The organism is Herbaspirillum frisingense, from assembly GCF_047325095.1.
Lineage (GTDB): Bacteria > Pseudomonadota > Gammaproteobacteria > Burkholderiales > Burkholderiaceae_D > Herbaspirillum > Herbaspirillum frisingense.
This window is the reverse complement of sequence record NZ_CP168558.1, coordinates 1,495,681-1,517,869: the sequence shown is the minus strand read 5'-3', so window position 1 is coordinate 1,517,869 and position 22,189 is coordinate 1,495,681. Positions and strand designations below refer to the sequence as shown.

At 60.4% G+C, this 22,189-nt stretch carries 29 protein-coding genes and 1 tRNA gene; 4 read left to right on the top strand and 26 right to left on the bottom strand.

The genetic code is table 11. From position 1 onward, the window contains the following. Positions 1-447 precede the first annotated feature (447 nt). On the bottom strand, positions 448-960 hold the full coding sequence (locus ACEOAC_RS07050; RefSeq protein WP_006464387.1) for an Lrp/AsnC family transcriptional regulator: 513 nt from the start codon (positions 958-960) through the stop codon (positions 448-450). A gap of 204 nt (positions 961-1,164) precedes the next feature. Between ACEOAC_RS07050 and ACEOAC_RS07045 the strand changes: the two genes are divergently transcribed. After that, a complete protein-coding gene (locus ACEOAC_RS07045) occupies positions 1,165-2,307 on the top strand; it encodes a branched-chain amino acid ABC transporter substrate-binding protein (protein WP_006464388.1) in 1,143 nt (380 codons plus the stop codon). 181 nt (positions 2,308-2,488) lie between these two features. On the opposite strand, the gene ACEOAC_RS07040 is transcribed toward ACEOAC_RS07045, so the two are convergent. Then, positions 2,489-2,812 carry a plasmid stabilization protein gene (locus ACEOAC_RS07040; protein WP_077238396.1) on the bottom strand — a complete coding sequence of 108 codons (324 nt, stop codon included), beginning with the start codon at positions 2,810-2,812 and terminating at the stop codon, positions 2,489-2,491. Positions 2,813-3,132: 320 nt separating this feature from the next. On the opposite strand from ACEOAC_RS07040, the gene ACEOAC_RS07035 reads away from it, so the two are divergent. Together ACEOAC_RS07035 and ACEOAC_RS07030 are read left to right on the top strand one after the other, a co-directional pair. Next, positions 3,133-3,639: a hypothetical protein gene (locus tag ACEOAC_RS07035; protein ID WP_006464390.1), complete on the top strand. Its 507-nt coding sequence runs from the start codon at positions 3,133-3,135 to the stop codon at positions 3,637-3,639. 111 nt (positions 3,640-3,750) lie between these two features. Then, a tRNA-Thr gene (locus ACEOAC_RS07030) sits at positions 3,751-3,826 on the top strand. Positions 3,827-3,983: 157 nt separating this feature from the next. Here ACEOAC_RS07030 and ACEOAC_RS07025 read toward each other — a convergent pair. From ACEOAC_RS07025 to ACEOAC_RS06975, 11 genes are all read right to left on the bottom strand, one after another. Beyond that, on the bottom strand, positions 3,984-4,997 hold the full coding sequence (locus ACEOAC_RS07025; RefSeq protein ID WP_413443511.1) for a tyrosine-type recombinase/integrase: 1,014 nt from the start codon (positions 4,995-4,997) through the stop codon (positions 3,984-3,986). A 70-nt stretch (positions 4,998-5,067) separates the two neighbouring features. Beyond that, positions 5,068-5,322 carry a hypothetical protein gene (locus ACEOAC_RS07020; RefSeq protein WP_413443510.1) on the bottom strand — a complete coding sequence of 85 codons (255 nt, stop codon included), beginning with the start codon at positions 5,320-5,322 and terminating at the stop codon, positions 5,068-5,070. Continuing rightward, positions 5,322-5,567, bottom strand: a complete 246-nt coding sequence (locus tag ACEOAC_RS07015; protein WP_413443509.1) for a hypothetical protein — start codon at positions 5,565-5,567, stop codon at positions 5,322-5,324. Before ACEOAC_RS07015 ends, ACEOAC_RS07020 begins: the two co-directional genes overlap by 1 nt. Further along, on the bottom strand, positions 5,564-5,923 hold the full coding sequence (locus ACEOAC_RS07010) for a hypothetical protein (protein WP_413443515.1): 360 nt from the start codon (positions 5,921-5,923) through the stop codon (positions 5,564-5,566). Before ACEOAC_RS07010 ends, ACEOAC_RS07015 begins: the two co-directional genes overlap by 4 nt. A 20-nt stretch (positions 5,924-5,943) precedes the next feature. After that, a complete protein-coding gene (locus tag ACEOAC_RS07005; protein ID WP_413443508.1) occupies positions 5,944-6,090 on the bottom strand; it encodes a hypothetical protein in 147 nt (48 codons plus the stop codon). Then, on the bottom strand, positions 6,087-8,138 hold the full coding sequence (locus tag ACEOAC_RS07000; RefSeq protein WP_413443507.1) for a replication endonuclease: 2,052 nt from the start codon (positions 8,136-8,138) through the stop codon (positions 6,087-6,089). Before ACEOAC_RS07000 ends, ACEOAC_RS07005 begins: the two co-directional genes overlap by 4 nt. Before the next feature lie 431 nt (positions 8,139-8,569). After that, entirely contained in the window at positions 8,570-8,791 is a 222-nt protein-coding gene (locus ACEOAC_RS06995; RefSeq protein ID WP_413443506.1) for a hypothetical protein, read from the bottom strand. Positions 8,792-8,895: 104 nt separating this feature from the next. Further along, positions 8,896-9,141: an ogr/Delta-like zinc finger family protein gene (locus ACEOAC_RS06990; RefSeq protein ID WP_413443505.1), complete on the bottom strand. Its 246-nt coding sequence runs from the start codon at positions 9,139-9,141 to the stop codon at positions 8,896-8,898. Next, positions 9,132-9,332, bottom strand: a complete 201-nt coding sequence (locus ACEOAC_RS06985; RefSeq protein WP_154134891.1) for a hypothetical protein — start codon at positions 9,330-9,332, stop codon at positions 9,132-9,134. Before ACEOAC_RS06985 ends, ACEOAC_RS06990 begins: the two co-directional genes overlap by 10 nt. After that, on the bottom strand, positions 9,325-9,567 hold the full coding sequence (locus ACEOAC_RS06980; protein WP_413443504.1) for a hypothetical protein: 243 nt from the start codon (positions 9,565-9,567) through the stop codon (positions 9,325-9,327). Before ACEOAC_RS06980 ends, ACEOAC_RS06985 begins: the two co-directional genes overlap by 8 nt. 15 nt (positions 9,568-9,582) lie before the next feature. Then, the gene (locus tag ACEOAC_RS06975) at positions 9,583-9,783 is read right to left on the bottom strand and encodes a hypothetical protein (protein ID WP_413443503.1); all 201 of its coding nucleotides are present in this window, start codon (positions 9,781-9,783) and stop codon (positions 9,583-9,585) included. Positions 9,784-9,844: 61 nt separating this feature from the next. Between ACEOAC_RS06975 and ACEOAC_RS06970 the strand changes: the two genes are divergently transcribed. Beyond that, entirely contained in the window at positions 9,845-10,315 is a 471-nt protein-coding gene (locus tag ACEOAC_RS06970; RefSeq protein WP_413443502.1) for a helix-turn-helix domain-containing protein, read from the top strand. A 216-nt stretch (positions 10,316-10,531) separates the two neighbouring features. Here the strand turns inward: ACEOAC_RS06970 and ACEOAC_RS06965 are convergent, their stop codons facing one another. The 13 genes from ACEOAC_RS06965 to ACEOAC_RS06905 form a co-directional block, all read right to left on the bottom strand. Next, on the bottom strand, positions 10,532-11,632 hold the full coding sequence (locus tag ACEOAC_RS06965; protein ID WP_413443501.1) for a porin: 1,101 nt from the start codon (positions 11,630-11,632) through the stop codon (positions 10,532-10,534). 148 nt (positions 11,633-11,780) lie between these two features. Continuing rightward, positions 11,781-12,437, bottom strand: coding sequence for a maleylacetoacetate isomerase (maiA, locus tag ACEOAC_RS06960; protein ID WP_413443500.1), 657 nt, complete (start codon positions 12,435-12,437; stop codon positions 11,781-11,783). A gap of 4 nt (positions 12,438-12,441) precedes the next feature. Continuing rightward, positions 12,442-13,158: an ABC transporter ATP-binding protein gene (locus ACEOAC_RS06955; protein WP_413443499.1), complete on the bottom strand. Its 717-nt coding sequence runs from the start codon at positions 13,156-13,158 to the stop codon at positions 12,442-12,444. A 2-nt stretch (positions 13,159-13,160) separates the two neighbouring features. After that, on the bottom strand, positions 13,161-13,910 hold the full coding sequence (locus ACEOAC_RS06950) for an ABC transporter ATP-binding protein (RefSeq protein WP_413443498.1): 750 nt from the start codon (positions 13,908-13,910) through the stop codon (positions 13,161-13,163). After that, on the bottom strand, positions 13,907-14,932 hold the full coding sequence (locus ACEOAC_RS06945) for a branched-chain amino acid ABC transporter permease (RefSeq protein WP_413443497.1): 1,026 nt from the start codon (positions 14,930-14,932) through the stop codon (positions 13,907-13,909). Before ACEOAC_RS06945 ends, ACEOAC_RS06950 begins: the two co-directional genes overlap by 4 nt. Beyond that, the gene (locus ACEOAC_RS06940; RefSeq protein ID WP_413443496.1) at positions 14,929-15,855 is read right to left on the bottom strand and encodes a branched-chain amino acid ABC transporter permease; all 927 of its coding nucleotides are present in this window, start codon (positions 15,853-15,855) and stop codon (positions 14,929-14,931) included. The genes ACEOAC_RS06945 and ACEOAC_RS06940 overlap by 4 nt, the downstream gene beginning before the upstream one ends. 3 nt (positions 15,856-15,858) lie before the next feature. Beyond that, a complete protein-coding gene (locus tag ACEOAC_RS06935) occupies positions 15,859-17,046 on the bottom strand; it encodes an ABC transporter substrate-binding protein (protein ID WP_413443495.1) in 1,188 nt (395 codons plus the stop codon). Between the two features lie 56 nt (positions 17,047-17,102). Then, positions 17,103-17,426, bottom strand: a complete 324-nt coding sequence (locus ACEOAC_RS06930; protein WP_413443494.1) for a non-heme iron oxygenase ferredoxin subunit — start codon at positions 17,424-17,426, stop codon at positions 17,103-17,105. Between the two features lie 7 nt (positions 17,427-17,433). Beyond that, positions 17,434-17,904: an aromatic-ring-hydroxylating dioxygenase subunit beta gene (locus ACEOAC_RS06925; RefSeq protein WP_413443514.1), complete on the bottom strand. Its 471-nt coding sequence runs from the start codon at positions 17,902-17,904 to the stop codon at positions 17,434-17,436. A gap of 2 nt (positions 17,905-17,906) precedes the next feature. Beyond that, positions 17,907-19,169, bottom strand: coding sequence for an aromatic ring-hydroxylating dioxygenase subunit alpha (locus ACEOAC_RS06920; protein ID WP_413443493.1), 1,263 nt, complete (start codon positions 19,167-19,169; stop codon positions 17,907-17,909). Between the two features lie 28 nt (positions 19,170-19,197). Beyond that, the gene (locus tag ACEOAC_RS06915) at positions 19,198-19,896 is read right to left on the bottom strand and encodes a fumarylacetoacetate hydrolase family protein (protein ID WP_413443492.1); all 699 of its coding nucleotides are present in this window, start codon (positions 19,894-19,896) and stop codon (positions 19,198-19,200) included. A gap of 81 nt (positions 19,897-19,977) precedes the next feature. Next, positions 19,978-21,039 (bottom strand): gentisate 1,2-dioxygenase, encoded by a 1,062-nt coding sequence (gene gtdA / locus ACEOAC_RS06910; protein ID WP_413443491.1) that lies wholly within the window; start codon positions 21,037-21,039, stop codon positions 19,978-19,980. 28 nt (positions 21,040-21,067) lie between these two features. Next, the gene (locus tag ACEOAC_RS06905) at positions 21,068-22,054 is read right to left on the bottom strand and encodes a 2Fe-2S iron-sulfur cluster-binding protein (protein ID WP_413443490.1); all 987 of its coding nucleotides are present in this window, start codon (positions 22,052-22,054) and stop codon (positions 21,068-21,070) included. Between the last annotated feature and the right edge of the window lie 135 nt (positions 22,055-22,189).

Genomic DNA, 22,189 nt, shown 5'->3' with positions numbered 1-22,189 from the left:
CGGCGGCAAGTCAGGCTGCCAATCCCCTGCGGCTGCCGGCAACAAAGACGGCAGGTCAGGCAATGCGGCGCCCTGCAGACTCAGGCCGCAGACGGTGGATGATAGGGATTGCTGGGTATTGCCGAGTGGCCGGCCTGGCGCGCGCCGACGCTGGATGCTGATCTGTGTCCGCTCTTGCTGCCTGTGACCGCGATGCCACCTTGGCGAGGATGTAGCGGCGGGCGGCCATCTTCAACGCACACCACTGGATATCCCGAAAATAACACAACTGACAACCGCCACGCAATGCAAACTGCGTGCCAGCCCGATGGAAAGACCCGCCCTACGGGACAAAGAAGGTGAATGGCGAAACTAAGTAAACTTAGTAAATGCGAGGCCAGGATGCTATGAAGACGGCTCGCCGGGCCTAACGAAACGCCGGTACACCCATGATGCCGCCAGGCCAGATCAGCCTGGCACGCGCACCTGCACCTCGGCCGCCTTCTCATCGAAGCTGATGCGAGTGGTGAATTTGGCGCGCTTCATCGGGAAGCGCGACTGGAAGTGGCGCACATTGCCGGAACCGGAGATCACACGTCTGACGAACTGATAGTAGGCATCCATGTCGATCACATGGACCGCCAGGAAGTAATCATATTCGCCAGAGACGAAGTAGCACTGCATGACCTCGGCCTCCTTGGCCATGCGCTGCTCGAAGTCCTGCATGTGCTGGTCCGACTGGTTGTTCAGCGAGATTTCGAGGAAGGCCAGCATGCCGTAGCCGAGCGCAAAGGGATCGACCATCGCCACTTCGGCGCTGATGATGCCGGCCTCGCGCAGGTCACGGATGCGGCGCAGGCAGGTGGGTTGCGAGATGTGCAGTTTTTCCGCCAGTACGCGCGTGGAAATCTGGTTGTCCTTCTGCAGCATGTTGAGCAGTTTGCGATCCACCTTATCGAGCGTATGAAGTTTGGCAGGCATGGGACAAATATGAGGATGATTTACAGGTAGGCCGCTCAAAAAAAACTTGGCTTAGCCGATTCTTATGTTGTACCGTCTGCATTATTCAGAAAGTCGGGGACGAAAGCAAAGCGGGACGCCAGGTCACCGCAACAGGGATCTGAATAAAGCTGTGTAGTGAGACAAAACATTAAAAGTGGTCAATCCAATCTACAGAGGAAATCTATGAAACTCAAGAGCGCCATTATTCCATTAACTGCTGCTATCGGTCTGGCATTCGCAGGCGCCGCGCATGCCCAGGAAGTGGTCAAGATCGCTCACGTCGGCCCGCTGTCCGGTCCTAACGCCCACATGGGCAAGGATAACGAGAACGGCGCCCGCATGGCAGTCGAAGAATTGAACGCCAAGGGCTTCACCATCGGCGGCAAGAAGGTCAAGTTCGAACTGGTCGGCGAAGACGACGCGTCGGACCCCAAGCAAGCGACTGCAGTGGCCACCAAGCTGGTCGACCAGAAGGTCGCCGCGGTGATCGGCCACCTCAATTCCGGCACCACCATCCCGGCATCCAAGATCTACAGCGACGCCGGCATTCCGCAGGTCTCGCCGTCGGCCACCAATCCCAAGTACACGCAGCAAGGCTTCAAGACCACCTTCCGCGTGGTGGCCAACGATGCGCAACTGGGTGCAGCCCTGGGCAAGTATGCCGTGCAGAAGCTGGGTACCAAGCATATCGCCGTGATCGACGACCGTACCGCCTACGGTCAGGGCGTGGCTGAAGAATTTGCCAAGGGTGCCAAGGCTGCCGGTGGCACCATCGTCGGCACCCAGTTCACCAACGACAAGGCCACCGACTTCAACGCCATCCTGACCTCGCTCAAGGGCAAGAAGCCGGACGTGGTCTTCTTCGGCGGCATGGATGCGGTGGGTGGTCCGATGCTGCGCCAGATGAAGCAGCTGGGTATCAACGCCAAGTTCATGGGTGGCGACGGTATCTGTACCGGCTCCCTGCCCAGCCTGGCCGGTGATGGCCTGGGCGAAGACCAGGTGGTCTGCGCCGAAGCAGGTGGCGTGGATGATTCCGGCAAGAAGGGCATGGACGATTTCCGCGCGGCCTACAAGAAGAAGTTCGGCATCGATGTCGTCTATAACGCCGCCTATGCCTACGACGCCACCATGACCGTGGCTGACGCCATGGCCAAGGCCGGCTCCGCCGATCCCAAGAAGTACCTGCCCGAACTGGCCAAGATCAGCCACAAGGGCGTGACCGGTGTGATCGCGTTCGACGCCAAGGGTGACATCAAGGACGGCTCCCTGACCCTGTACACCTACAAGGGTGGTCAACGTACCCTGCTGGCAGTGACCAAGTAAGCCAGGTCGCTGCACCGCCCTGCCGCCTGAAGCGCTGATACGGCCGCAGACTGCAGGGCAAAACAGCAGCACGCAATAAGCAACGCCCCCGAGATACATCGGGGGCGTTGTCCTTCCTGCCGGCGCATGCCGGCGCAAGCGCGAACGGTACGTGAGCCGTGGGCGGAAATCAGATACCGCGCTAGGCCAGTGCCTTTTCCAGTTGGGCCTTGTTCATTCCCGAACGCCCCTTGATGTTGCGCGCCGCCGCCTCGGCATAAAGCTGCTTGAAAGTGCGACCACCGCTCCCCTTGTGCGACCGCAGACCGCCCCGGCGCGAGGCGGGCATATCGTGCAGAGAGCTGGCACTGGCAGAACGGGATTCCCCGTGCTGTGCGCGCTCCTTGTTGACCGTACGGGCGGCGATTTCCTCTGCACGGCTGGTACTCGCGCCGCGCTTGAGGACGCCGGACTTGATGTGTTCATACTGACGTTCCCGCTTATTGCTCCATGCTGACTGGGGCATGATGACCTCCTTGACGCTGGGCCGCGAGTAAAGTACCTCGCCGGCGAGTTGAACATGACCGAAGCTGACAACGTCAGGATAGGCCCCCGGCCCGCGCACCAGCCATGCCACAACGACTGAACCCGCTGTAAGACATCTGGAAGCCAGCCTTCGGTGCGGGCAGATGGTGCTGCAAGGAAACAATTTTCCTTGCCCATATCGCCGCGCCGCCTGCATTGCGCGAGTCATGCCCCCTCTTCTGAGACCGTTCACAGGCAGACAACCTTTCCGCACCTGATCAGTCCAATCGCTCTCAATGACAAGATGAAGGGGAAGAAGCGATGAAACGGATCACGGCAGTATTTGGCGTTGTACACGGCACGATTGCCGTGCTTTTTGCGCTGGGCGCGCTGGCGCTCATCATCATTGCCGCCCGCATGGGCTACGAGGCGGTGGTCGAGGGGATGGGCTTGTCGCAAGCCCAGGCACTGATCGAGGCCATCGGGATCCTGGCGGCCGCGGTCGTCGCCTTCCAGATCGCCGAGACCATCACCGAGGAAGAAGTCGTCCGCGACGCCAATATCAGCGCCCCTACGCGCGTACGGCGCTTCCTGTCGCGATTTTTCGTGGTGGTGATCGTCGCCCTGGCCATCGAAGGCCTGGTCATGACCTTCCGCGCGGTACACGAAGAAGCCGCCGACCTGGTCTATGCCGCAGCCCTGTTGGCAGGCACGGGCGTGCTGCTGGCGGCATGGGGATATTTCATTTATTGCAACCGCTCCGCCGAAGAACTGGAGCCGGATGCCATGAAAGAAGCCAAGGAAGAGGATCGGAAGATCGATGGTTGATCCTTGACTCTCCGCCCGAAATGGCCGGTCCTGCCCCTTGGGGCGAAGGGGTGGGAATTTTCCTTGGGGAGTGGAATTGGCGGAAAGAAACCGCTATAATCGCGGACTTTTGCTGATGTAGCTCAGTTGGTAGAGCAACTGATTCGTAATCAGTAGGTCGACGGTTCGATTCCGCCCATCAGCACCAGAATAGAAGCGGCTTGCAGCGATGCAGGCCGCTTTTTTTTGCTCCGCAATTCTGGCTTTGCTCCGCAATTTTCGCACTTACGCACGCCGCCCTGAAATAGCTCGCATTGGTAGGCGCTGAAATTGGGTACAAAAAAAACCGCCCGGAGGCGGCTTGTTCACTTGGTCGGCGTCACCTTCTGGCCGCGCCGCTTTCGGACGTAGATTTCCGTCGTCGTCACGCTCTTGTGTCCGAGCTGCCCTTGCGCCGCCCTCACCCCTTGGGAATCGGTCTTATCCGTTCCAGCCTTGGCGCGAAGGTCTCTGAACTGGAACTCGGCAAACGGAATACCGGCATCTTCCCGCGCCTTGTCGAACCTGCTCCGCAAGGTTTCATAGGTGAGCGGCTGGCCCTCTTCGTTCACCAGCAGGCGCGTTGTCGTTACTTTTCCGACAATATTTCTCTTCCTGGCCAGGATTTTTTCGACAAGCACCTTCAGCTCCCCCGATATCTCGATGCGCACCTTGCTGTTGGTCTTGTTCTGTGTCACCTCGATGGCGCCCTCGCGGATGTGCTTCTCGTCCACCTTGAGCACGTCGGCCACCCGGCCGCCGAGCAGGTATGCCAGATCCATCGCCTCGCGCAGCACCTGGCCGCTCTTCTCCCATACCAGGGAATACATGTCGTCGTAGACATAGACGTCCCGCCCCTCCTCGCGGAACGACTTGATGCCGGCGCAGGGATTGGGCAAATCGGTCAGCCCCTCGGCCCGTGCCGCATTCCAGACGTGCGAAATCAGCGCCTTGTCACGATTGGCCGCTACGCGCCCTTCGTCGCCCTTCACCTCAAGCCCCTTTTCGCGCAAAGAATCCTGCCGCTTCTTGCTGCGCCAGGCCATGTATTGGCGGACGTGGATCGGCTTGATTTCTTCGAGCGGCGCCGGTGGATTGTCGAAGAATTCGAAGAGGAACGGGAACTGCCGCAGCTTCTCGCGCCTAGTCTTGGGGCTGTTATCCAGCATGTATTTTTGCTGGTACACCTCGCAGGCGTAGCGGAACGTCACCACCCTGGAGACGGTGGACGGCGGCATCGCCTCCATCTCGGCCCACTTCCGTACGGCCTCAACGTAGTTAGAGCCGAGAGGAATCTCACGACGCGGCTTGCCGCCGGCATCGTAGTAGTAATAAATCACCCCACTACGCTGCTCGCGCGCACGCACGCCGCGTGGAAGATTCGAATTTTTCGACGGCCTGCGCCCCATGTCATGCCCCAATCACTGCTGGTTTCCATCCCTTTTTCGGGGCCTCTGCCGTGCGGCGCGATTCTACCGCCGACAGCAGGACCACCGGCCGGCCGCGCGCATTCGAGATAAAGGGAATCCCGATTTCGCGCAGGAATGCCGCCTGCATTTCGTGCTTGGTTTGCTTCACTCCCGCGCGTGTGCTGCCGCGCCGAATGCCCGTCAAACGGTCAAGGCAAGCATCGTCTAGAAAAATCTCGTCAACTTTTCCGGCCATCAGCCCCCCCATTTATCGAAAGTGGAAACAGACATACGGATACTGAAGACGACAAGTGAAATCGAAGTCACTGCATACAGGATGGCCGCAATCCAAACGAATTTCTTCTCAATATGGATGCAGATCGCGACAAGCATGATTGCCCACGCAGTCAGTCCGGTGAAGGCCCCGAAGCAAGCGAGGAGAACCCAGAGGGCGGCAGCCCACAGCCTGAAAGCCCATTCGAGGAAGTCGAAAACAATCATGCTGCCCGCACCGCGCGCTGTTGATCTGCCAGCGTCCCACTGTAGTCGGCCAGGCAAAGGCGGCGCGCTTCGTTGACAGCCGCAGACTGGCGCCGGGCTGCACCGCAGTCATCGCACGACGTGACGTCGGTCAGCAGCACAGCGCTGAAAGAACCTGGCAAGGCGTTATCCAGTTCTACCCATGCGAAGAGCTGCCCGTTGCCGATATGGCGGCCGAGTTTCGACACATAGCCTGCCAGCTCACCGTCATCAGCGGTTTTGAATGTGATGCGGTCATGCGAGCGCGGCGGCTGAAGGTTGAAGTCTCGCAGCGGAACGGCGGCGGCGTGGGCGTGGGCGTGGGCGTGGGCGGTCATGGTGGCATTGGTATTTGCGTTCACTCTTGATTCTCCTGAATGGCCGTTACGGAGCACACGCCAAAGCGATCGACGGCGGCGGCGATCACGTCGCAGCTATGCGCTGCGATGGCGGTGTAGGAATGGCGTGCGCTGACAGTGCGCACGACGACACGAAACGCAGTCATGGGGCGTTCCCTTTCGTTGGGTTGGGATCAATCGGAATCTCGGCCACGTCGAGCCGGCCGGCGCGCCAGTCGGCGACCTGGCGCGGCGTACCACGACGCGGTGACTTGTCCGGCAGTGGCACCATGCGCGGCCAGGGGCATGCTTTGATGGCGTCCCATGAGGCCAGAGCGCGGCGCTGCTCGTCGGCCGTTATGGTTAGCGCCGGCCCGCTCGACATGTCGTCGGCCACCGGCCGTGGCCAGGGACATGCGCCCAAGGCCAGCCAGGCATGTTCGATCTGCGCGGCCTGGTCGGGCTTGAACATGACCGGCGCCGGCGCGGTCTTCGGCTCAAAGGACGCATCGGCCGCAAAGTCAGTCCCAGCGGGCTGCGTACAGTTATTTACACGAGTCCAAGGGAACCCCGAACCCGCCGATGCGCGAGCGTCATGCCCTTGAACTGGCGTCCATGTGTGACGAACAGATTTAAAAACCACACCGACCATCTGGCGGCATTGCACGCCATAGGGCATCACGCGTTCGCACTCCTCATAGCGGCCAGTGACAGTCTTGGTTTCCTTCGCGAGCGTGACCATCAGATCGTCGCGTTTTACCAGCGCGCCACCTTGCGCACGCAGGTAACTGGCCCAGCATGCGCGCTTCTCGCCCTCGACCTTTTGCACGGCATCCCAGGCAGCGGCCATGGCCGGCGGGGCCTGTTTGACCATGTCTGCCGGCACGCGGCGCAGCTCGCGCCAGACGCTTACCGGTGCGCCGCCCCATTGCTGGAACTGACGAATCCCCCAGCGGGCCGCCCAGGCTTCCACGCGGGCCGAGGGTGTTAGTTCTCGGTCCCCCGCCATATCGGTGGTGATGAGGTAGCCTTCTTTGGTCTTGTGGTCCGCGACGCCATCGATGTTCTTGGCTACGTACTTGGCGATATAACCAGCAGCACTGCCTTTCGTCCAATCGATGCGTTTCACGTCCAGGCGGCGCTTGAATGCGCCCGGTTCGCCGCGATCCACGCGCCAGGCGTAGCGCTTCATGACGCGGATAGCGCGGCTGGCCACGTCCTTGACGTGCGGCGTGGTGTAGTCCGGCAAAGCACGTACGAACACCAGCATGTGCCAGTGCGGGCATCCATCGTGATGCGGTTCAGCGATACGGAAACCGTACAGACCGATGCCGCGACGGGCCAACGCCGAGCGTGCCAGCGCAGTCATCTTGCCGAGGTACTTATTGGCTGTGCGCGGATCGGATCCGTCATATTTCGGATTGGGCTTCCCCGTATGCAGCGTCGCATGGAAGCGAGACGGACACGACCAAGTAAGAAATAGCCCCTGATCGTTGCACTCCTTTGCAATTACCTCGAAACCATTGATGCGCAGCATGAGTTCGCCGCGACGAATGGTCTTATTTGCGGTCGTCTTTTCGGCCAGTTCAGCAATGCTGAATTCCTGGCCCGCCTCATTGCGCACGATGGTCGCTTCCAGCGCGGCTGTATTTCTTCTGTTCTGCGCCAGCCGAGAGAGTACGGCGTCATTGCTGGCATAGGGCTCACCGTGATAGTGCACATAGCCCAGGCGAATGTTGCCGCCCTCAAAGGCTCTTCCGACAACCTTGCGCAGTTGCCGACGCCACCAGCGCGGATCCACCACGCGCGCAATGATGGCGCGCAAATCATCATCGTCGACTTCAGGCATATCAATGCCGTAGTCGCTGCACTCTTGTTCGATGAGGTCGCGGGCGTGTGTGTCAGAAATCGCCTTCCACAAGACCTTCTTGACGTTCTCGGCGGCTTTCTCGGCCGTGGCGCAAATATCGGCATCATCCTGCGACAGATCCACGCCGGCCGGCACGTACTGCTCAGCGAATTCCCGGACGAATTGAACCGCAACCGGCTCAAAAATCTTGTTCCAGTGCCATACCGACATCAGTTCTAGCGCCTGGCTCACGACACGTCCGCGCCACTTCAGCGGAATACGTGCCAGTTCACCGGTAAATTGCCGAGACTCCACGAAGGCCCGATGCCGACGGCGTGTCTTGGCATCGACTGTTCTAGACTGCATTGAGAGCTCTTTCATACGTTGTAATGGCGCGCAGCACCGCATGGCGCATGGCCAAGCGTTCCGCTTCAGTGAAGGAGTGAATTGGACATTCCCAGCGATCTGCGGAGAGTCCCGCCAGTGCCAGGATGTGTCGACGCACTGGCTTGGCCATCGCTGCCCAGGAGTAGGCAATGCCGGTTTGGAGATCGGGTCGCCTGCGATTGCGCAGCAGGGAAATGGACTTACTTAGCTCAGCCTTAGCAGCTTCATTACCGGGAGGCGTGGGCACCCATGCCGAACGCTCACGCAGCAGGTCCGATGCCGGACGGAATGACGCATGGTCCTTAATTCGGGCTCCGCGCATCATTACCCCCGCACCAGCCCGAGAGCCGCCAGAAGAGATGGCGCCAGCAGCAACAGAACAGCGATGCCATGAGCGATCACAGTACGCATTACCATGCCCCCATCAGGCCGCCGAGACGCTGCAAGCGCTGGACGAGGCGGGCGGAAATAACGTTCTTACCTTGCCAGATCACATTCCACTGCAGTTCGTCTTGCAGTACCGCCTTGCGCAGCAACATCCGCTGCGCGCATTGAAATTCCTTGATGTCGTCGCCCATACGAAGCCGCAGCGAGGCGAGGGCAAGGACGGCCGGTTGCTGATCGAGAGCCATGGTGAGATTTCTTTAGGGTGAGCGAATCCCGCGTGCGCCAAACGGCGCACGACAGGTCTTAGTCAATTTGGGGTTCAGCGACCGGCTAAGCGGTCACCAGCAGGTCAGGCAGTGCCTGTTCCTTGGGGTACCAGATAGGCACGGGGCGAGATGGGAAGGCTCACCTCGGGGTTAGGCATCGCGGACATCGAAACGGTACGGGAGATCTCCAGCGTGGCAACGAAGGTATGGCCGCAATCGACGTTCTGGCATCGATAGGTGATTTCCTTCATCAGCGTGGACATGGTCCGGCTTTTGGCTGCACGTACAGCGCTTTGGCAATGAGGGCACGGCAGGCTGATTACACGCATGTTGTTTTCTTTCCCTTGATGGCATAGAGTGCACGCCCCTTGCCTGTAACACGTTTGATACCTTCTCGAACAGATTGGGCCATGACGAACTCGGCTGCTTGTTCAATCGTGTCGAAGCCCTCACGGTTCATGATCACTTCCAGAGCTTCGACTAACGCAGGATGGGTGAACGGTAATTCGATATCAGGCATTGCGAGGCACTGAAAAGTGGCTCGTGAGCGCCTTGGCTTGCACGTTCTGCTCGGATAAGATCGGCATCGAATAGGATTGCGCCAGGGCGATGGCCTGATGCATCAACAGATCATGAGCCAGCGTGGCCAGGTTTTCACCTTGGTACTGGGCCAGGGCTCTCATGATGTCGTAGTTGTCGTCGTTGACGCGCACCACGATGCGGCGATGACGGATTTTGCGGGGATCGTCGTACATGGCAGCCTCCGAGGATCAAGCCCGTTGGGCCTTGACGTCTTTGTCGTAAGCGGCCATGCCGCGCAAGATCAGCAGGCGCACAAAGGAAGAGCGGGTGCGCAAATCCTGGCGGGCCAACTCGGCCAGTCTTTGCTCTTCATCAGCTTCAAGGCGGAAGGTAACGGCCACCGAAGTATCGGCGTGGGGGCGGGCTACGTGCTTGGAGAGGGTAGGCATATGGGATAATCGTTGTACACGTCACTTAGCAATGACGCGAATATAGAGTCCAAATGGACTCATGTCAATCGATTTATGCGTCTTTATGAACACAATTGGGGAACGCCTCAAGTCGGAACGCACCCGACTGGGATTTAATCAAACTGAGTTTGCAGCCATAGGAGGCGTGCAGCGCCGTGCGCAATTGTTTTACGAACAAGATGAACGTCGCCCGGATGCAGGTTATTTACAAGCTGTGGCACGTTTGGGCGTGGACGTGCAGTTTGTGGTGACGGGTATAAGAAGTGGTCAAGCGTTGTCTTTGGATGAAGAGCAATTACTCGCTCGATTCCGCAATCTGGACCTAATGGGGAAGGCTCGTTTACTTGGGATGGTTGAAGGGATAGGCACCTCAGATGCCTCGCTCCCATCGCAAACGCACAAACGCAATATCCAAATGACGATCCACGGATCAGTTGGTCAGCAAATTACTGGGGATATTACTGCTCCGCAGAACATCATAATGGGACGCAAAAAAGTAAAAGTGAAATAGAGTGGATTTGAGGCATAAATGACGCAGTTCAATCCTGCGAAGAAATCAACGCAAAGCTCGAGCGCATTTGCGCTTTTCCAAGTAAAAATGGCCCGCCATCTGGCGGGCCAAACAACGACACTACTCTGCACGCAAGTGTCGCCAGCGATGTCCAGGGTGGTTACTGCGAGTATGTCGGTCCTTCTCTTCCGAAGAAGGCAATCGATCCCGTTGTCCCTAGAACATATGGCGAATACCAGTCATCACGCCAAACTGGTTCTTGCCGGCGCCGACCGTACCGCCAGCATCAAGGGCCAAGGCCGAGGTCCCGCCGTTCTTGATGTAGCCCATCGACGTATAGATGGCCGTGCGCTTGGAAAGATTGTATGTGAGCCTTGCCACCGACATCGTTGCGTCATTGCTGCTGCCCTTGACGTTCAGGCGTATCAGCTGGCCGTCCAGCACCAGGGCCGCAGAGAAGGGATAGCTGGCACCCAGGTAGTACAGATCGGAGTCGGTGTTCACATTGCCGACAGCGCGGGTGCGGCGATCGATGATTCCTCCGCCCAGCTTGACCTCACCCAGCATGACGTATCCGTTCAGCGTCACGCGCTGGTCGGTGTTGCCGCTGCTGCTGAGGCCGCCGGAAGCGCCGGTATTGCCATACATGATGTCGTAGGAAGTATTGATGCCAAAGCCCTTGCCGTCATAGCCCAGCAAGCCGGTCACCTGGCGGCAGGCCTTGGCGTTGCCAGCCACCTCTCCCGGGCAGTTGGTGGCCGAGGGGCCGCCGGCGGAGGCAGTGTCGCGACCGAAACTATACGTGGCACCGACGGTGAAGCCGTTGAAGTTGCCCAGATAGCCGATGGCGTTGTCACTGCGCGCATTGGGCAGGTAGCTGTCGATGCTGTTGATGGAGAACAGGCTGGGGCCGATGACGTCGCTCTTGGCAGTGGCAAGGAAGGTCATGTTGATCTGGCGTCCCAGCGATACCTGGCCCCAGCCGCCTTTGAGGCCGACGAACGATTGCCTGCCGAACAGGCGGTTGCCCTGCCCCATGCCGCCGCTGTCGGGGGCGAAGCCGGACTCCAGGACGAACAGGGCCTGGAGGCCACCGCCCAGGTCTTCGCTGCCCTTGAATCCGATACGCGATGGATAGCTGCCGGTCAGCGACGGCATCTTGATCACGGAATTGCCGTTTGCATTGGCATTGGTTGTGTAGGCCACAGCGCTGTCGATGATCCCGTAGATCATCACCGACGAGCCTTGCGCCTGCGCCGCGCCGGACAATACAATCCCTGCCAGCGTCATAGCGCCGGCGATTTTCATCTTCTGCATGTTTCCTCCTGTAGTTGTCGAAAGGATGGCGCCGCGTAGCCCGGTCTCTCTGCCGGCTATCGTTTTTTCTGTGGGCGCGCTCCGTAATGTCGCTGTCAGTTCTTGCCTGCCCCGGTCGGTAAATATCGGGCGCTTGTCGGCCGATGGATCACTCCGCATCCGGCTGGCGCGCCGGATGGGCATCACGGAAAGCATCCAGCTGTTCGCACTCGCCGGCGATGCCACGCAGGACGGGATAAGGTTCAAGGTCAACCTCGAAACGGCGGGCATTGAACAATTGCGGCACCAGGCAGCAATCGGCCAGCCCAGGCGTATCGCCACAGATGAAGCGGCCGCGCATGGACGAGCTCGCCACCTGCCGCTCCAGGGCTTCCAGGCCGAGACGGTTCCAGTGGTGGATCCAGGCCTTCTTCTGTTCTTCCGATACACCCATTGTGCCGCTGAGGTATTTCAGCACCCGCAGGTTGTTCAACGGATGCATCTCGCAGGCGATGCTGGCGGCGACCTGGCGCACGTAGGCACGCTGCGCCGTATCCGGCGGCAATAGCGAAATCTGTGGATAGCGCTCCTCCAGATATTCCAGGATGGCCAGTGACTGGCTGATCAGCCCGGTGCCATCATCCAGGACAGGGACCAGCGCCTGCGGATTGAGCGTCTGGAAGGCGGCACCGAACTGCTCTCCGCCATTGCGGTTGAGGTGCACCGCGCGGTAGTCGAACGGCAAGCCTTTCAACTTCAGGGCGATGCGTACACGGTAGGAAGAGGAACTACGGAAATAGTTATGAAGGATGCGTTCTGCGCCCATGGCGTCAAACTCCTAGGTACTGGTGGATGAGTTCTGTTTCACGAGCCAGCTGCGCCGAGGCACCCGACCACACTACCTGCCCCTTGTCGAGCACGAAATGACGATCGGCCAGCTTGAGCAGTGGCTTGATGTTCTTGTCGATGACGATCTGGGCCAGGCCCTCCTGCTTGAGCGCCAGCAGGGCATTCCAGATTTCCTGGCGCACCAGTGGCGAAAGACCTTCGGTGGCCTCGTCCAGCACCAGCAACGAAGGATTGGTCATCAATGCGCGACCGATGGCCAACATCTGCTGTTCACCGCCGGACAACTGCCAGCCCTGGTTGCCGCGCCGTTCCTGCAAGCGCGGGAACAATGCGTAGACACGGGCCAGGTTCCAGGGCGCGACAACGGACTTCTGACGCGGGGCACGGGCCGTGGCCACCAGGTTTTCTTCCACGTTCAGATTGGGAAAGACCTGGCGCCCTTCGGGCACCAGGCCCAGACCCAGGCGCGCGATCTCGTGCGAGGGACTGGCATGGATCTCCTGTCCGCGCATCCTGATGCGCCCGCGCTGTGCGCGCAACAGGCCGAACAGACACTTGATGGTGGTCGAGCGCCCCATGCCGTTGCGTCCCAGCAGGGTCACCACCTCCCCGGGCCGGACGTCGAAACTGACGCCGAACAGGGCCTGTGCCTGGCCATAGGAGGCGCTCAGGTTCTCTACTTCCAGCAAAGCTGTCATGCTCACTCCTCCTCGCCCAGATAAATCGCCTTAACCTCGGGATGGCGGCGGATCTCTTCAGGCGTACCGCAGAACATCACCCGGCCGTAGACCAGCACCGTGATGCGGTCGGCCAGCGCGAACACCGCTTCCATGTCGTGTTCCACCAGCAGGATGCCGTAGCGCCCTTTCAGACGCTGCAGCAAAGCCACCACCGCGGCAGACTCTTGCCCACTCATGCCAGCCATGGGTTCGTCCAGCAGCAGGAAGCGGGGTTCGGCTGCCAATGCCATGGCCAGCTCAAGCTGGCGCCGCTGACCGTAGGCCAGTTCTCCCACCAGCGTGCCGTCGATGGCCGCCAGGCCGACCTCATCGATGACCTTTCGCGCGATGGCCGCCAGGTCAGGCTGTCCCAGCAGCGAACGCAGGAACGAGAAGCCGTGGCGCCGCGCACCGTGCGCGGCCAGCATCACGTTCTCGCGTACCGTGAATTCCTCGAAGACGGCGGTGATCTGGTAGGAGCGCAGCAAGCCGCGGCGGGCGCGTTGCGCAATTCCCAGCGTACCGACATCCCGTCCCTGGAAGCGGATGACACCTGATTCGGCCCGCAGCTCACCGGAGAGCTGGTTGATCAGCGTAGTCTTGCCGGCGCCATTGGGGCCGATGATGGCGTGCAACTCGCCGGGACGGATGTCCAGGTCTACCTGGTCCGTGACCAGAAGACCGCCATAACGCTTGGTCAGACCTCTGGTTTCAAGCAATGTCTGGCTCATCGCGATTCCTCCCCGGCCAGGTTGGCGGCAAGCCGTGTAGCGCGCCCGGTGCCGCGCTTGCGCAGGGCAAGGCGTTCGTCCAGCTTGGACAACACTCCCATGATGCCCGCGCGTCCGGCCAGGGCAATCAGTACGATCATCGGGCCAAAGACCACGGCCCAGTGGTCCGTGTACGACTTAAGAATTTCCTCCACGCCCAGGAAGCTGATGGCACCCAGCAACGGACCGGCGACAGTGCCCATGCCTCCCAGTACCACCATCACGATCAGGTCGCCCGACATCGACCAGGCCAGCGAGCTGGGCGAGGCAAATGCATTCAGGTTGGCAAAGAGCATGCCGGCGAGCGCGCAGACCACCGCAGAGATGACATAGGCCGCAAGCTGGTACTGGCGCGTGGCGAAGCCAAGGGCATTGATGCGACGCGGGTTCTGGCGGGCGCCACGCAGCACCATCCCGAACGGCGCGCCATGGATGCGCCACATGGCCAGCAGTGCTAGGCACAGCAAGGCAAAGGCGGCGTAGTACAGGGTCTTCAGGTCGCCCAGGCTGAACCAGCCGAATTGGGATGGTGCGGTAATGGTCATGCCATCGTCGCCGCCATAATGCTTCAGGCTGACGAAGACGAAATAGCCCATCTGCGCGAATGCCAGCGTGATCATGATGAAGGCGATACCGCTGGTGCGCAGGCTGATGAAACCGGTGACCGCCCCCAGCACGCCGCAGACCAGCACGCATGCCAGCAGATGGAGCCAGCCGGCATCGATGCCATGGAAGGCGGGAATGGCCACGCAATAGCTACCCACGCCGAAGAACAAGGCATGACCGAAGCTGACCAGGCCACCATAGCCCAGCGCCAGGTTGAGCGCCACGGCGGCCAGCGCGTACACCAGCATGCGGGCGAACAGGGTGATGAAAAAGGCCTGGTCAGCCCATTCTGCCAGCACCGGCACGCAGGCCAGCAGCACCAGCAAGAGGAATGGCACCCAGAACGAGAAACCTCGTGTTCGAGAGGTCGATATCATGACTTTCCTCCTGCGGGAAACAACCCGTTCGGCTTGACAGCCAGCACCACGGCCATCAGCACGTACACCAGCATCGAGGCCACTGCCGGCCCCGCGGCCGTGGCCGCTTCGCGATCCATCAGGGTGCGGAAGATCTGCGGCAGGAAGGCCCGCCCCAAGGTGTCGGCGATACCCACGATCAGCGCCGCATACAAGGCACCACGAATAGAGCCGATACCGCCGATAACGATGACCACCAGAGTGGCGATGAGCACCGGTTCGCCCATGCCGGACTGGATAGACAGGATGGGACCCGCCATCACACCAGCCAGGCCGGCCAGCACGGCACCGATGGCAAACAGCAAACCATTGAGCAAGCCGATGTTGATGCCAAGCGCGCCGACCATGGCAGGGTTGACCGCGCCGGCACGGATCAGCATGCCGAGGCGGGTACCGTTGATCATCCACTGTGCGCCGGCCGCCACCAGCAGGCCGGTCACGATAATGGCCAGACGATAGGCCGGATAGCTAGCGCCCATGATCTCGATGCTGCCCTCCAGGAAGGAGGGCAACGGCAGGAAATAAGGCTGCGGACCAAACAGGATGCGCACCATTTCATTGAAGAACAGCACCAGACCAAAAGTCGCCAGCACATGGTCAAGGTGGTCACGCCGGTACAGGCGCGCAACTACCAGGCGCTCCAGCGCCATGCCAAGAACGGCACACCCTCCCAGGGCGGCTACCACTGCCCAGAAGAAATTGCCGCCATATTCGTAGCCCAGTGCCGAGAAGTAGGCGCCCATCATGTACAGCGAACCATGGGCCAGGTTGACGAAGCTCATGATCCCGAACACCAGCGTCAAGCCAGCCGCCAGCAGGAACAGGAGTACCCCGTATTGCACTCCGTTGAGTAGCTGGGTCGCGATCTGTAGGATAAGGTCCATGACTTACTTCCTCGCGCACAGGCTGCCATAGCTGTCAGCGTGCTCTGCCAGCGCCACACCGCTGTGGCGGACCTCTACCTTGCCGCTATTCTTGACGACATCGAACATGTAGTAGTTCTGCACCGGCATGTTGTTGTTATTGAAGCGGAACGGCCCGCGCACAGAGCGGAATTCGCCACCGGCGGCCTTGACCGCTGCAGCGAACGCCTTGCGGTCGCTGGTGTTGCCGTTGCTCTTCTGCACTGCCAAGTCCAGCACCCGCGCGGCGTCATACGCGGTGGCGGCATATTCGCTGGGGACCCGCTTGTAGCGCGCCTGGAAGGCCTCGACGAATTTCCTGTTCTCTGGATTGTCGAGCGCGGCATCCCACATCGCGCCGTACACGCTACCCACCGCGGCATCGCGCAAGGCGGGCATGGTGGTTCCGTCCACGGTGAAGATGGAGAACAAGGGCAGCTTGCCCAGCAGACCGGCCTGGCTGAACTGCTTGACGAAGTTCACGCCCATGCCACCCGGATAGAACACGAAGACGGCATCCGGCTTCAGTGCCTGGATCTGCGAGATCTCGGCGGAATAATCGGTCTGGCCGACCTGAGTGTAGAGTTCATCAGCCGGCGCCCCCTGGTAGAAACGCTTGAAACCGGCAAGCATGTCCTTGCCGGCCTGGTAATTTGGCGCCAGCAACACCACGCGTTTGAACCCCTTGGATTTCATGTGCTGACCAACCGCTTCGGCTGCACCATCGTTCTGCCACGCGACGGAGAACACATTGACTGCGCAGGATGCCCCGGCGACGGGTGACGGTCCGGCATTGGTGCCGATGGCCACGATGCCAGAATCGACGATGGGCTTCAGACCAGCCATGAATACATTCGAGAAGCCCATGCCGACGATGGCATCGACCTTGTCCTTCTCGATGAACTTGCGGACGATCTGCGAACCGATTTCCGGCTTTAGCTGGTCATCGTCCTTGAACAGGGTCACAGGACGTCCGCCCAATTTCCCGCCATTCTGTTCGATGGCCAGATTGAAGCCGTCCACCTGATCCTGTCCCACGACGGCCTGGCTACCGGTCAAGGGCGCCGAGAAGCCGATCCGAATGGCATCGGCCGCAAGCGCTGGCATCGATGCCAGCGCCGCCATGGCCACCAACGCACTGGCGCCCGCAGCGAGTGTCTTCGAATATTTCATGTTGTCTCCTCTCTTGTCATCATGGGAATGGCGCCGCATGCGTGGCGGCACCTTTTTTAGATTGCAACGAAGACCTTTCCGTCCTCGATCCGTATCGGATACGTACGTACGTCGTCACTCAGCGGCGCGCACATGGCCTTTCCGCTGCGGATATCGAACTTGCCCTGGTGCAAGGGGCATTCGATCTCGTGGCCGTCCAGGAAGCCGTCGCACAGCCTGGCGTGGCCATGGGTGCAAATGTTGTCGGTGGCAAAGACCTGATCATCGACCCGATACAGGGCAAGGTACTTGCCCGCGACTTCGACGCCGATCACGTCATCTGCGGGAATGCCGTCGACGCTGCCGGCCTCGATCCATTGTTCAGTGCTGGTATCGCTCATGAATGCCTCAGATTGGATAGATCAGGGAGTTCGGAATCATTTCCGAGTCGTAGATGCACAGCTTCGTGCTGAACCGCAGTCCCTGTGGCGTCATACGAACTTCATCCAGATAGCGCCCGGCATTGAAGACGGTGGTCTCCTGGCTCATCTTGGTGCGCAGGATCGAATAATTGGCCTCGACCCGGAACAGCTCCCCTTCCACCGATTTCAGCAGAGGCAAGCCCGTCACATTGCGCTGGTAGTACGGGTCGTGGAACAAGGTTTCGCGGATCCCATAGACCCGGTCATGTAGCATGTCCTTGCTGATAAAGGACATCGTGGCCAGGGGGAAACCACGCTCGAAGTTCTCGCGCGGCTGCACCTTGTAGAGGCATTGGTCGGTAAAGAAGTCCGGCCATTCTTCCCAGCGCCCGCTGCTGGTCACTTCGGCATAGCGGGCATAGAGCTGGCACAGTTCGACATACAAGCTGGCATCCATCATCAAACCTCCATCACCTTGCGCCAATAGTCATACATGCCCCGGATCAGGGTCTCCGTCACCATGTGCTCGGTATCGTGCACGTCGCGCCCATCCAGTTCGGCCAGGGTCCGGTGAATCGGCTTCTGCTCGAAGCCGCTCTGGGAAAACTCGATCACTTCGCCGTCGTCGGCTGAAACAAAACCGGCCGGGCCAAACAGGTTGGCCTGGATCAGGCGGCGTTCGGTCATTTCCTCGCTGTCGTCCTCGAAACCGAAATGGGTCCATACGAAATCGAAAGAGCCGGCCCCGTTGGGCTGGATGTGGCGGGTCGACACACTGTTGACCTGCTGCTGGAAGATCACGCTGGGAAATACCGTCATCATCACAGCCGTCGGCCCCTTCCACCAGTCTTCCTGGACGATGTCGAGCAGTCGCTTGTCCTGGATCTGCATGCTCTCCTTGAAGCTGCTCACACCCGTCGTCACCTCGTTCTTGACCCCGCCAGTGCCACGGGTGGAGATCATCGCTGCATGGCGGAACTTGTCGTCCATGCGCAGCTGCGACTTGTTATCCGCCCGCCACAGGCCATAGGTCACGAACCAGGTATGAAGCAGTCCGGGGTGATAAGGATCCTTGATGTTTTCCTGCATCAGCTTCCAGTTGCCCGGGATGCGCTGGCGGTTATAGCCGAGGATCTTCAACTGGCGCCCATTGAACAGGCGATCGAAGTAGGCCAGGATCTGCGGCCCGAGGAAATCTTCCAGCGCCTCCACGTCCTGGTCGAAGGAGGCGAACACGACACCGCCGCGGCGCGCCACCTTGAGCTTGGTCAGGCCGTTCTCCTCAACTTTGAAATCGCTTGGCATGCCGCCGTTGACCTTGCCATCCTGCTTGACCCCGCGTCGGAACGGTACGCCCTGCAGATCGCCATTGAGTTTGTAGTTCCACTGGTGATAGGGACACACCAGTTCCTTGCGGTTGCCGCTGCGCTCGCGACAGAACTGCATGCCGCGATGGGCGCAAACGTTCTCGACCACATTGATCTCGCCGTCTGCATCGCGGATCATCACCACCGATCGTTCGCCCACGACCGTGCGCTTGAAGTCGCCATGATGGGGGATCTCGGCCTCCAGGCCGACATAGTTCCAGTGCCCACGATAGAAGAATCGTTCCAGCTCGCGCTGGTACAGGCCCTGGTCGGTATAGGCCCAGAACGGGATGCGGCTGGAGCCGTCACCGGCCCATTTCTGCTCGACCGGGAAAGCTTCGCTGGGGTTATGCATGTCAGGTCTCCTCTGCTACCTACGACGATCAGTCCGCCACGCGCACGCGGATCGTGCCAAGGCCTTCGACGCTGCCTTCCATCAAGTCACCGCGAACCACCGCAGCCACGCCTTCCGGAGTGCCGGTCATGATGATGTCGCCGGGTTCCAGTGGCTCGTATTGCGACAGGTAGGCAATGCTCTCTGCGACCGACCAGATCAGTTCCTTGACGTCGGAGTGCTGGCGAGCTTGACCATTGACAGTCAAGGCAATGGCGCCGCTTGTGACCTGGCCGACGCTGGCCACCGGATGAATCGGGCCGATCGGCGCGGAATCGCGGAAGGACTTTCCGAACTCCCAGGGACGTCCCTTTTCGCGTGCATCCAGCTGCAGGTCGCGGCGCGTCATGTCCAGGCCGACGGCATAGCCGTACACATGCGACAGGGCGTCGTCGACAGTGATGTCCTTGCCGCCACGGCCGATGGCGACCACCAGTTCGATCTCATGGTGGAAGTTGGCGGTCATGGGCGGATAGGGAATGCGGCTCTCGCTCTGGCCTGCCTGCACGGCGGCATTGGCCGGCTTCATGAAGAAGAACGGGGGATCGCGCTCAGGATCCTTGCCCATTTCGCGTGCGTGGGCGGCATAGTTACGCCCCACGCAGAAGATACGATTGACGGGGAAGACATCGGTGCTGCCGGCGATCTCGAGGTGGATGATAGGCGCAGCGGGTACGGCGTAGTTCATGAAGGCTCCGATTGAAGATTGAGTAAGTGCCCGGCCATCAGGGCAGCCAGATGCAAGGGTCGAAATGGATGGACGGATTGGTCAGGCTTGCCGATGCGCCGGCAAGCGCTCTTCGCGCCAAAAGCCGATGGCCTGCTGCGCCGGCCGGTCGGAATAGCTGAACAGGATCGTCTCGCGCCCGGCCCGCAACTGCAGCGTGTACCAGGAGGGCAGGACGAACACATCGTTTTCCTGAAACTTCAGCAGCTGATCGCCGACCAGGGCCTCGCCCTCTCCTTCCAGGCAGACGTAGACGGTGGCATCCGTACTGCGATAAGGGAGGCTCTCGAAACCGGCGGGCAGCAGCTGGATGAAGGCACCCATGGTTGGCATCGGCGACGCGCCGGTGGCCGGATTCACGAAGCGCTGCTTGTAACCGTGATGTGCATCGATGTCACCCAGTGCGATCGTCTTGAGGGCGCTGCGGGTCTGTGCAAACGGGTAGACGAAAACCTTGGTGGGCGCACTGGCCGGCTGGTGGAAATCGACCGGAACCATGTTGCTGCCATAGCGCGCCAGCGCATCGCCTTCGTGCCGGGTCACCCCCTGCGAATGGGCCGCGCCAGGTTCCGCGAAACCAGTATCGAAGAAGCGCGCCAGCGGAATATCCAACCCATCCAGCCAGACCACCGGCTCTTGCCCCAGATTGCCATGGTCATGCCAGGTCCACGCTGGCGTGATGATGAAGTCACCGCGTCGCATGGTGGTCCGCTCGCCGTCCACTGCGGTATAGGCACCCTCGCCGTCCAGCACCAGGCGCAAGGCAGACTGGGTATGGCGGTGTGCCGGTGCCACTTCTCCCGGCATGATCAGTTGCAGGCCCGCATACAGCGTCTGGGTGACGGAGGAGTTACCGCGCAGCCCGGGATTTTCCAGGATCAGCACGCGCCGCTCGGCCTCCTCGGCGCTGATCAGTCGGCCGGCCTGCATCACATGCTCGCGCACGTCGGCGTATTTCCACAGCACTGGTGTAATGGCTGGCGTCGGCTGCCTCGGCACGAGACGGCCCAACACTTCCCATAGCGGCGTCATGCTGAAATGATTGATCTGGTCGTAGTATTGGCGGCGCTCGGCGCGCACCATTTCTGGCACTTCGGCTTTCATCTCGTCTCCTTGTTTCGGTCTCTTGCTGTCAGTCGGGACTGGCGTAGAACGCATCGGCGTAGATATGCTCCATCGCGATCCCCCTGGCTTTGGCGATCAGAGTCGCGGCCTCGACCATCGGCGGCGCGCCGCACAGGTAGGCACGCCAGTCGCGCAGATCGCTCCAGTCGGCCGAGACCGCATCGGTCACCAGACCCACACGGTGGCGGGTACCCGGCTCGTTGGTGGCGATGACCACGTGGACATGCAGGTTCGGGTTGCGCTGTGCCAGTTCATCCAGCCACGCTTGCCCATAGATGTCTGCGGACGAGCGCACGCCGAAATAGAGGTGGATGGGATTGGTCATCTTCAAGGCGGTGGCCGCCCGCACGATCGACAGCACCGGGGCCAGCCCGGTCCCACCGGCGATGCACAGCACCGGACCTTCATGCTTCCTGCGCAGGTAGGCCGTGCCCATGGGGCCCGATACCCGCACCGCATCGCCCAGCTTGAGCGTATTGAAGACATAGCCGGTGACCCGCCCACCGGGTACCTTGCGAATATGGAATTCGAGTGTGTCGTCGTCGGCCACACCGGCCATCGAATAAGGCCGGATGTGTTCCGGCGTAAACTGCAGAATGGCGTACTGGCCTGCCGAGAAGGAGAGCGGCTTGGGTGACTTGAGCACCAGGCGCTTGATGTCGTGCGTGAGATCCTCGATCGCCACCACGCTCGCCTTGAGGATGCGCGCAGGATGGGCCACGATCTCGTCGGGCTCCGGAATCTCCACCACGCAGCTTTCGGTCAGCACGCTCATGCAGGCCAGCACATGGCTGCCCCCGCCCGGATTGGTCAGCTTGGCGTCGCCAGCAGACTCCAGCACCTTGCCTTCGACGAGCTTGCAGCGGCAGGTTCCGCAGCGGCCTGCACGACAGCTGTAGGACACCGGCACGCCATTGGCCTGCAGTACCTCCAGCAGATTGTCTCCCGCCTTTACGGCGAACGAACGCCCGAGTGGTTGCACCACCAGTTCCATGCCTGTCTCCTCAGCCTGCTTGTCATTTTTATGTTGGGTGAGGCGATTATAGGAAGTGGCTATTTATAAATATATAGTATTCTCTGAATTTCAAAAATCACTGGCAGTGATATTACTCAAGCGACCCGGGAGCTG

Coding starts and splice junctions, on each gene's coding strand:
- ACEOAC_RS07050 (WP_006464387.1), bottom strand. CDS start 960: ATGCCTGCCAAACTTCATACGCTCGATAAGGTGGATCGCAAACTGCTC.
- ACEOAC_RS07045 (WP_006464388.1), top strand. CDS start 1,165: ATGAAACTCAAGAGCGCCATTATTCCATTAACTGCTGCTATCGGTCTG.
- ACEOAC_RS07040 (WP_077238396.1), bottom strand. CDS start 2,812: ATGCCCCAGTCAGCATGGAGCAATAAGCGGGAACGTCAGTATGAACAC.
- ACEOAC_RS07035 (WP_006464390.1), top strand. CDS start 3,133: ATGAAACGGATCACGGCAGTATTTGGCGTTGTACACGGCACGATTGCC.
- ACEOAC_RS07020 (WP_413443510.1), bottom strand. CDS start 5,322: ATGGCCGGAAAAGTTGACGAGATTTTTCTAGACGATGCTTGCCTTGAC.
- ACEOAC_RS07015 (WP_413443509.1), bottom strand. CDS start 5,567: ATGATTGTTTTCGACTTCCTCGAATGGGCTTTCAGGCTGTGGGCTGCC.
- ACEOAC_RS07010 (WP_413443515.1), bottom strand. CDS start 5,923: ATGACCGCCCACGCCCACGCCCACGCCCACGCCGCCGCCGTTCCGCTG.
- ACEOAC_RS07005 (WP_413443508.1), bottom strand. CDS start 6,090: ATGACTGCGTTTCGTGTCGTCGTGCGCACTGTCAGCGCACGCCATTCC.
- ACEOAC_RS07000 (WP_413443507.1), bottom strand. CDS start 8,138: ATGCAGTCTAGAACAGTCGATGCCAAGACACGCCGTCGGCATCGGGCC.
- ACEOAC_RS06995 (WP_413443506.1), bottom strand. CDS start 8,791: ATGGCTCTCGATCAGCAACCGGCCGTCCTTGCCCTCGCCTCGCTGCGG.
- ACEOAC_RS06990 (WP_413443505.1), bottom strand. CDS start 9,141: ATGCGTGTAATCAGCCTGCCGTGCCCTCATTGCCAAAGCGCTGTACGT.
- ACEOAC_RS06985 (WP_154134891.1), bottom strand. CDS start 9,332: ATGCCTGATATCGAATTACCGTTCACCCATCCTGCGTTAGTCGAAGCT.
- ACEOAC_RS06980 (WP_413443504.1), bottom strand. CDS start 9,567: ATGTACGACGATCCCCGCAAAATCCGTCATCGCCGCATCGTGGTGCGC.
- ACEOAC_RS06975 (WP_413443503.1), bottom strand. CDS start 9,783: ATGCCTACCCTCTCCAAGCACGTAGCCCGCCCCCACGCCGATACTTCG.
- ACEOAC_RS06970 (WP_413443502.1), top strand. CDS start 9,845: ATGTCAATCGATTTATGCGTCTTTATGAACACAATTGGGGAACGCCTC.
- ACEOAC_RS06965 (WP_413443501.1), bottom strand. CDS start 11,632: ATGCAGAAGATGAAAATCGCCGGCGCTATGACGCTGGCAGGGATTGTA.
- maiA (WP_413443500.1), bottom strand. CDS start 12,437: ATGGGCGCAGAACGCATCCTTCATAACTATTTCCGTAGTTCCTCTTCC.
- ACEOAC_RS06955 (WP_413443499.1), bottom strand. CDS start 13,158: ATGACAGCTTTGCTGGAAGTAGAGAACCTGAGCGCCTCCTATGGCCAG.
- ACEOAC_RS06950 (WP_413443498.1), bottom strand. CDS start 13,910: ATGAGCCAGACATTGCTTGAAACCAGAGGTCTGACCAAGCGTTATGGC.
- ACEOAC_RS06945 (WP_413443497.1), bottom strand. CDS start 14,932: ATGATATCGACCTCTCGAACACGAGGTTTCTCGTTCTGGGTGCCATTC.
- ACEOAC_RS06940 (WP_413443496.1), bottom strand. CDS start 15,855: ATGGACCTTATCCTACAGATCGCGACCCAGCTACTCAACGGAGTGCAA.
- ACEOAC_RS06935 (WP_413443495.1), bottom strand. CDS start 17,046: ATGAAATATTCGAAGACACTCGCTGCGGGCGCCAGTGCGTTGGTGGCC.
- ACEOAC_RS06930 (WP_413443494.1), bottom strand. CDS start 17,426: ATGAGCGATACCAGCACTGAACAATGGATCGAGGCCGGCAGCGTCGAC.
- ACEOAC_RS06925 (WP_413443514.1), bottom strand. CDS start 17,904: ATGGATGCCAGCTTGTATGTCGAACTGTGCCAGCTCTATGCCCGCTAT.
- ACEOAC_RS06920 (WP_413443493.1), bottom strand. CDS start 19,169: ATGCATAACCCCAGCGAAGCTTTCCCGGTCGAGCAGAAATGGGCCGGT.
- ACEOAC_RS06915 (WP_413443492.1), bottom strand. CDS start 19,896: ATGAACTACGCCGTACCCGCTGCGCCTATCATCCACCTCGAGATCGCC.
- gtdA (WP_413443491.1), bottom strand. CDS start 21,039: ATGAAAGCCGAAGTGCCAGAAATGGTGCGCGCCGAGCGCCGCCAATAC.
- ACEOAC_RS06905 (WP_413443490.1), bottom strand. CDS start 22,054: ATGGAACTGGTGGTGCAACCACTCGGGCGTTCGTTCGCCGTAAAGGCG.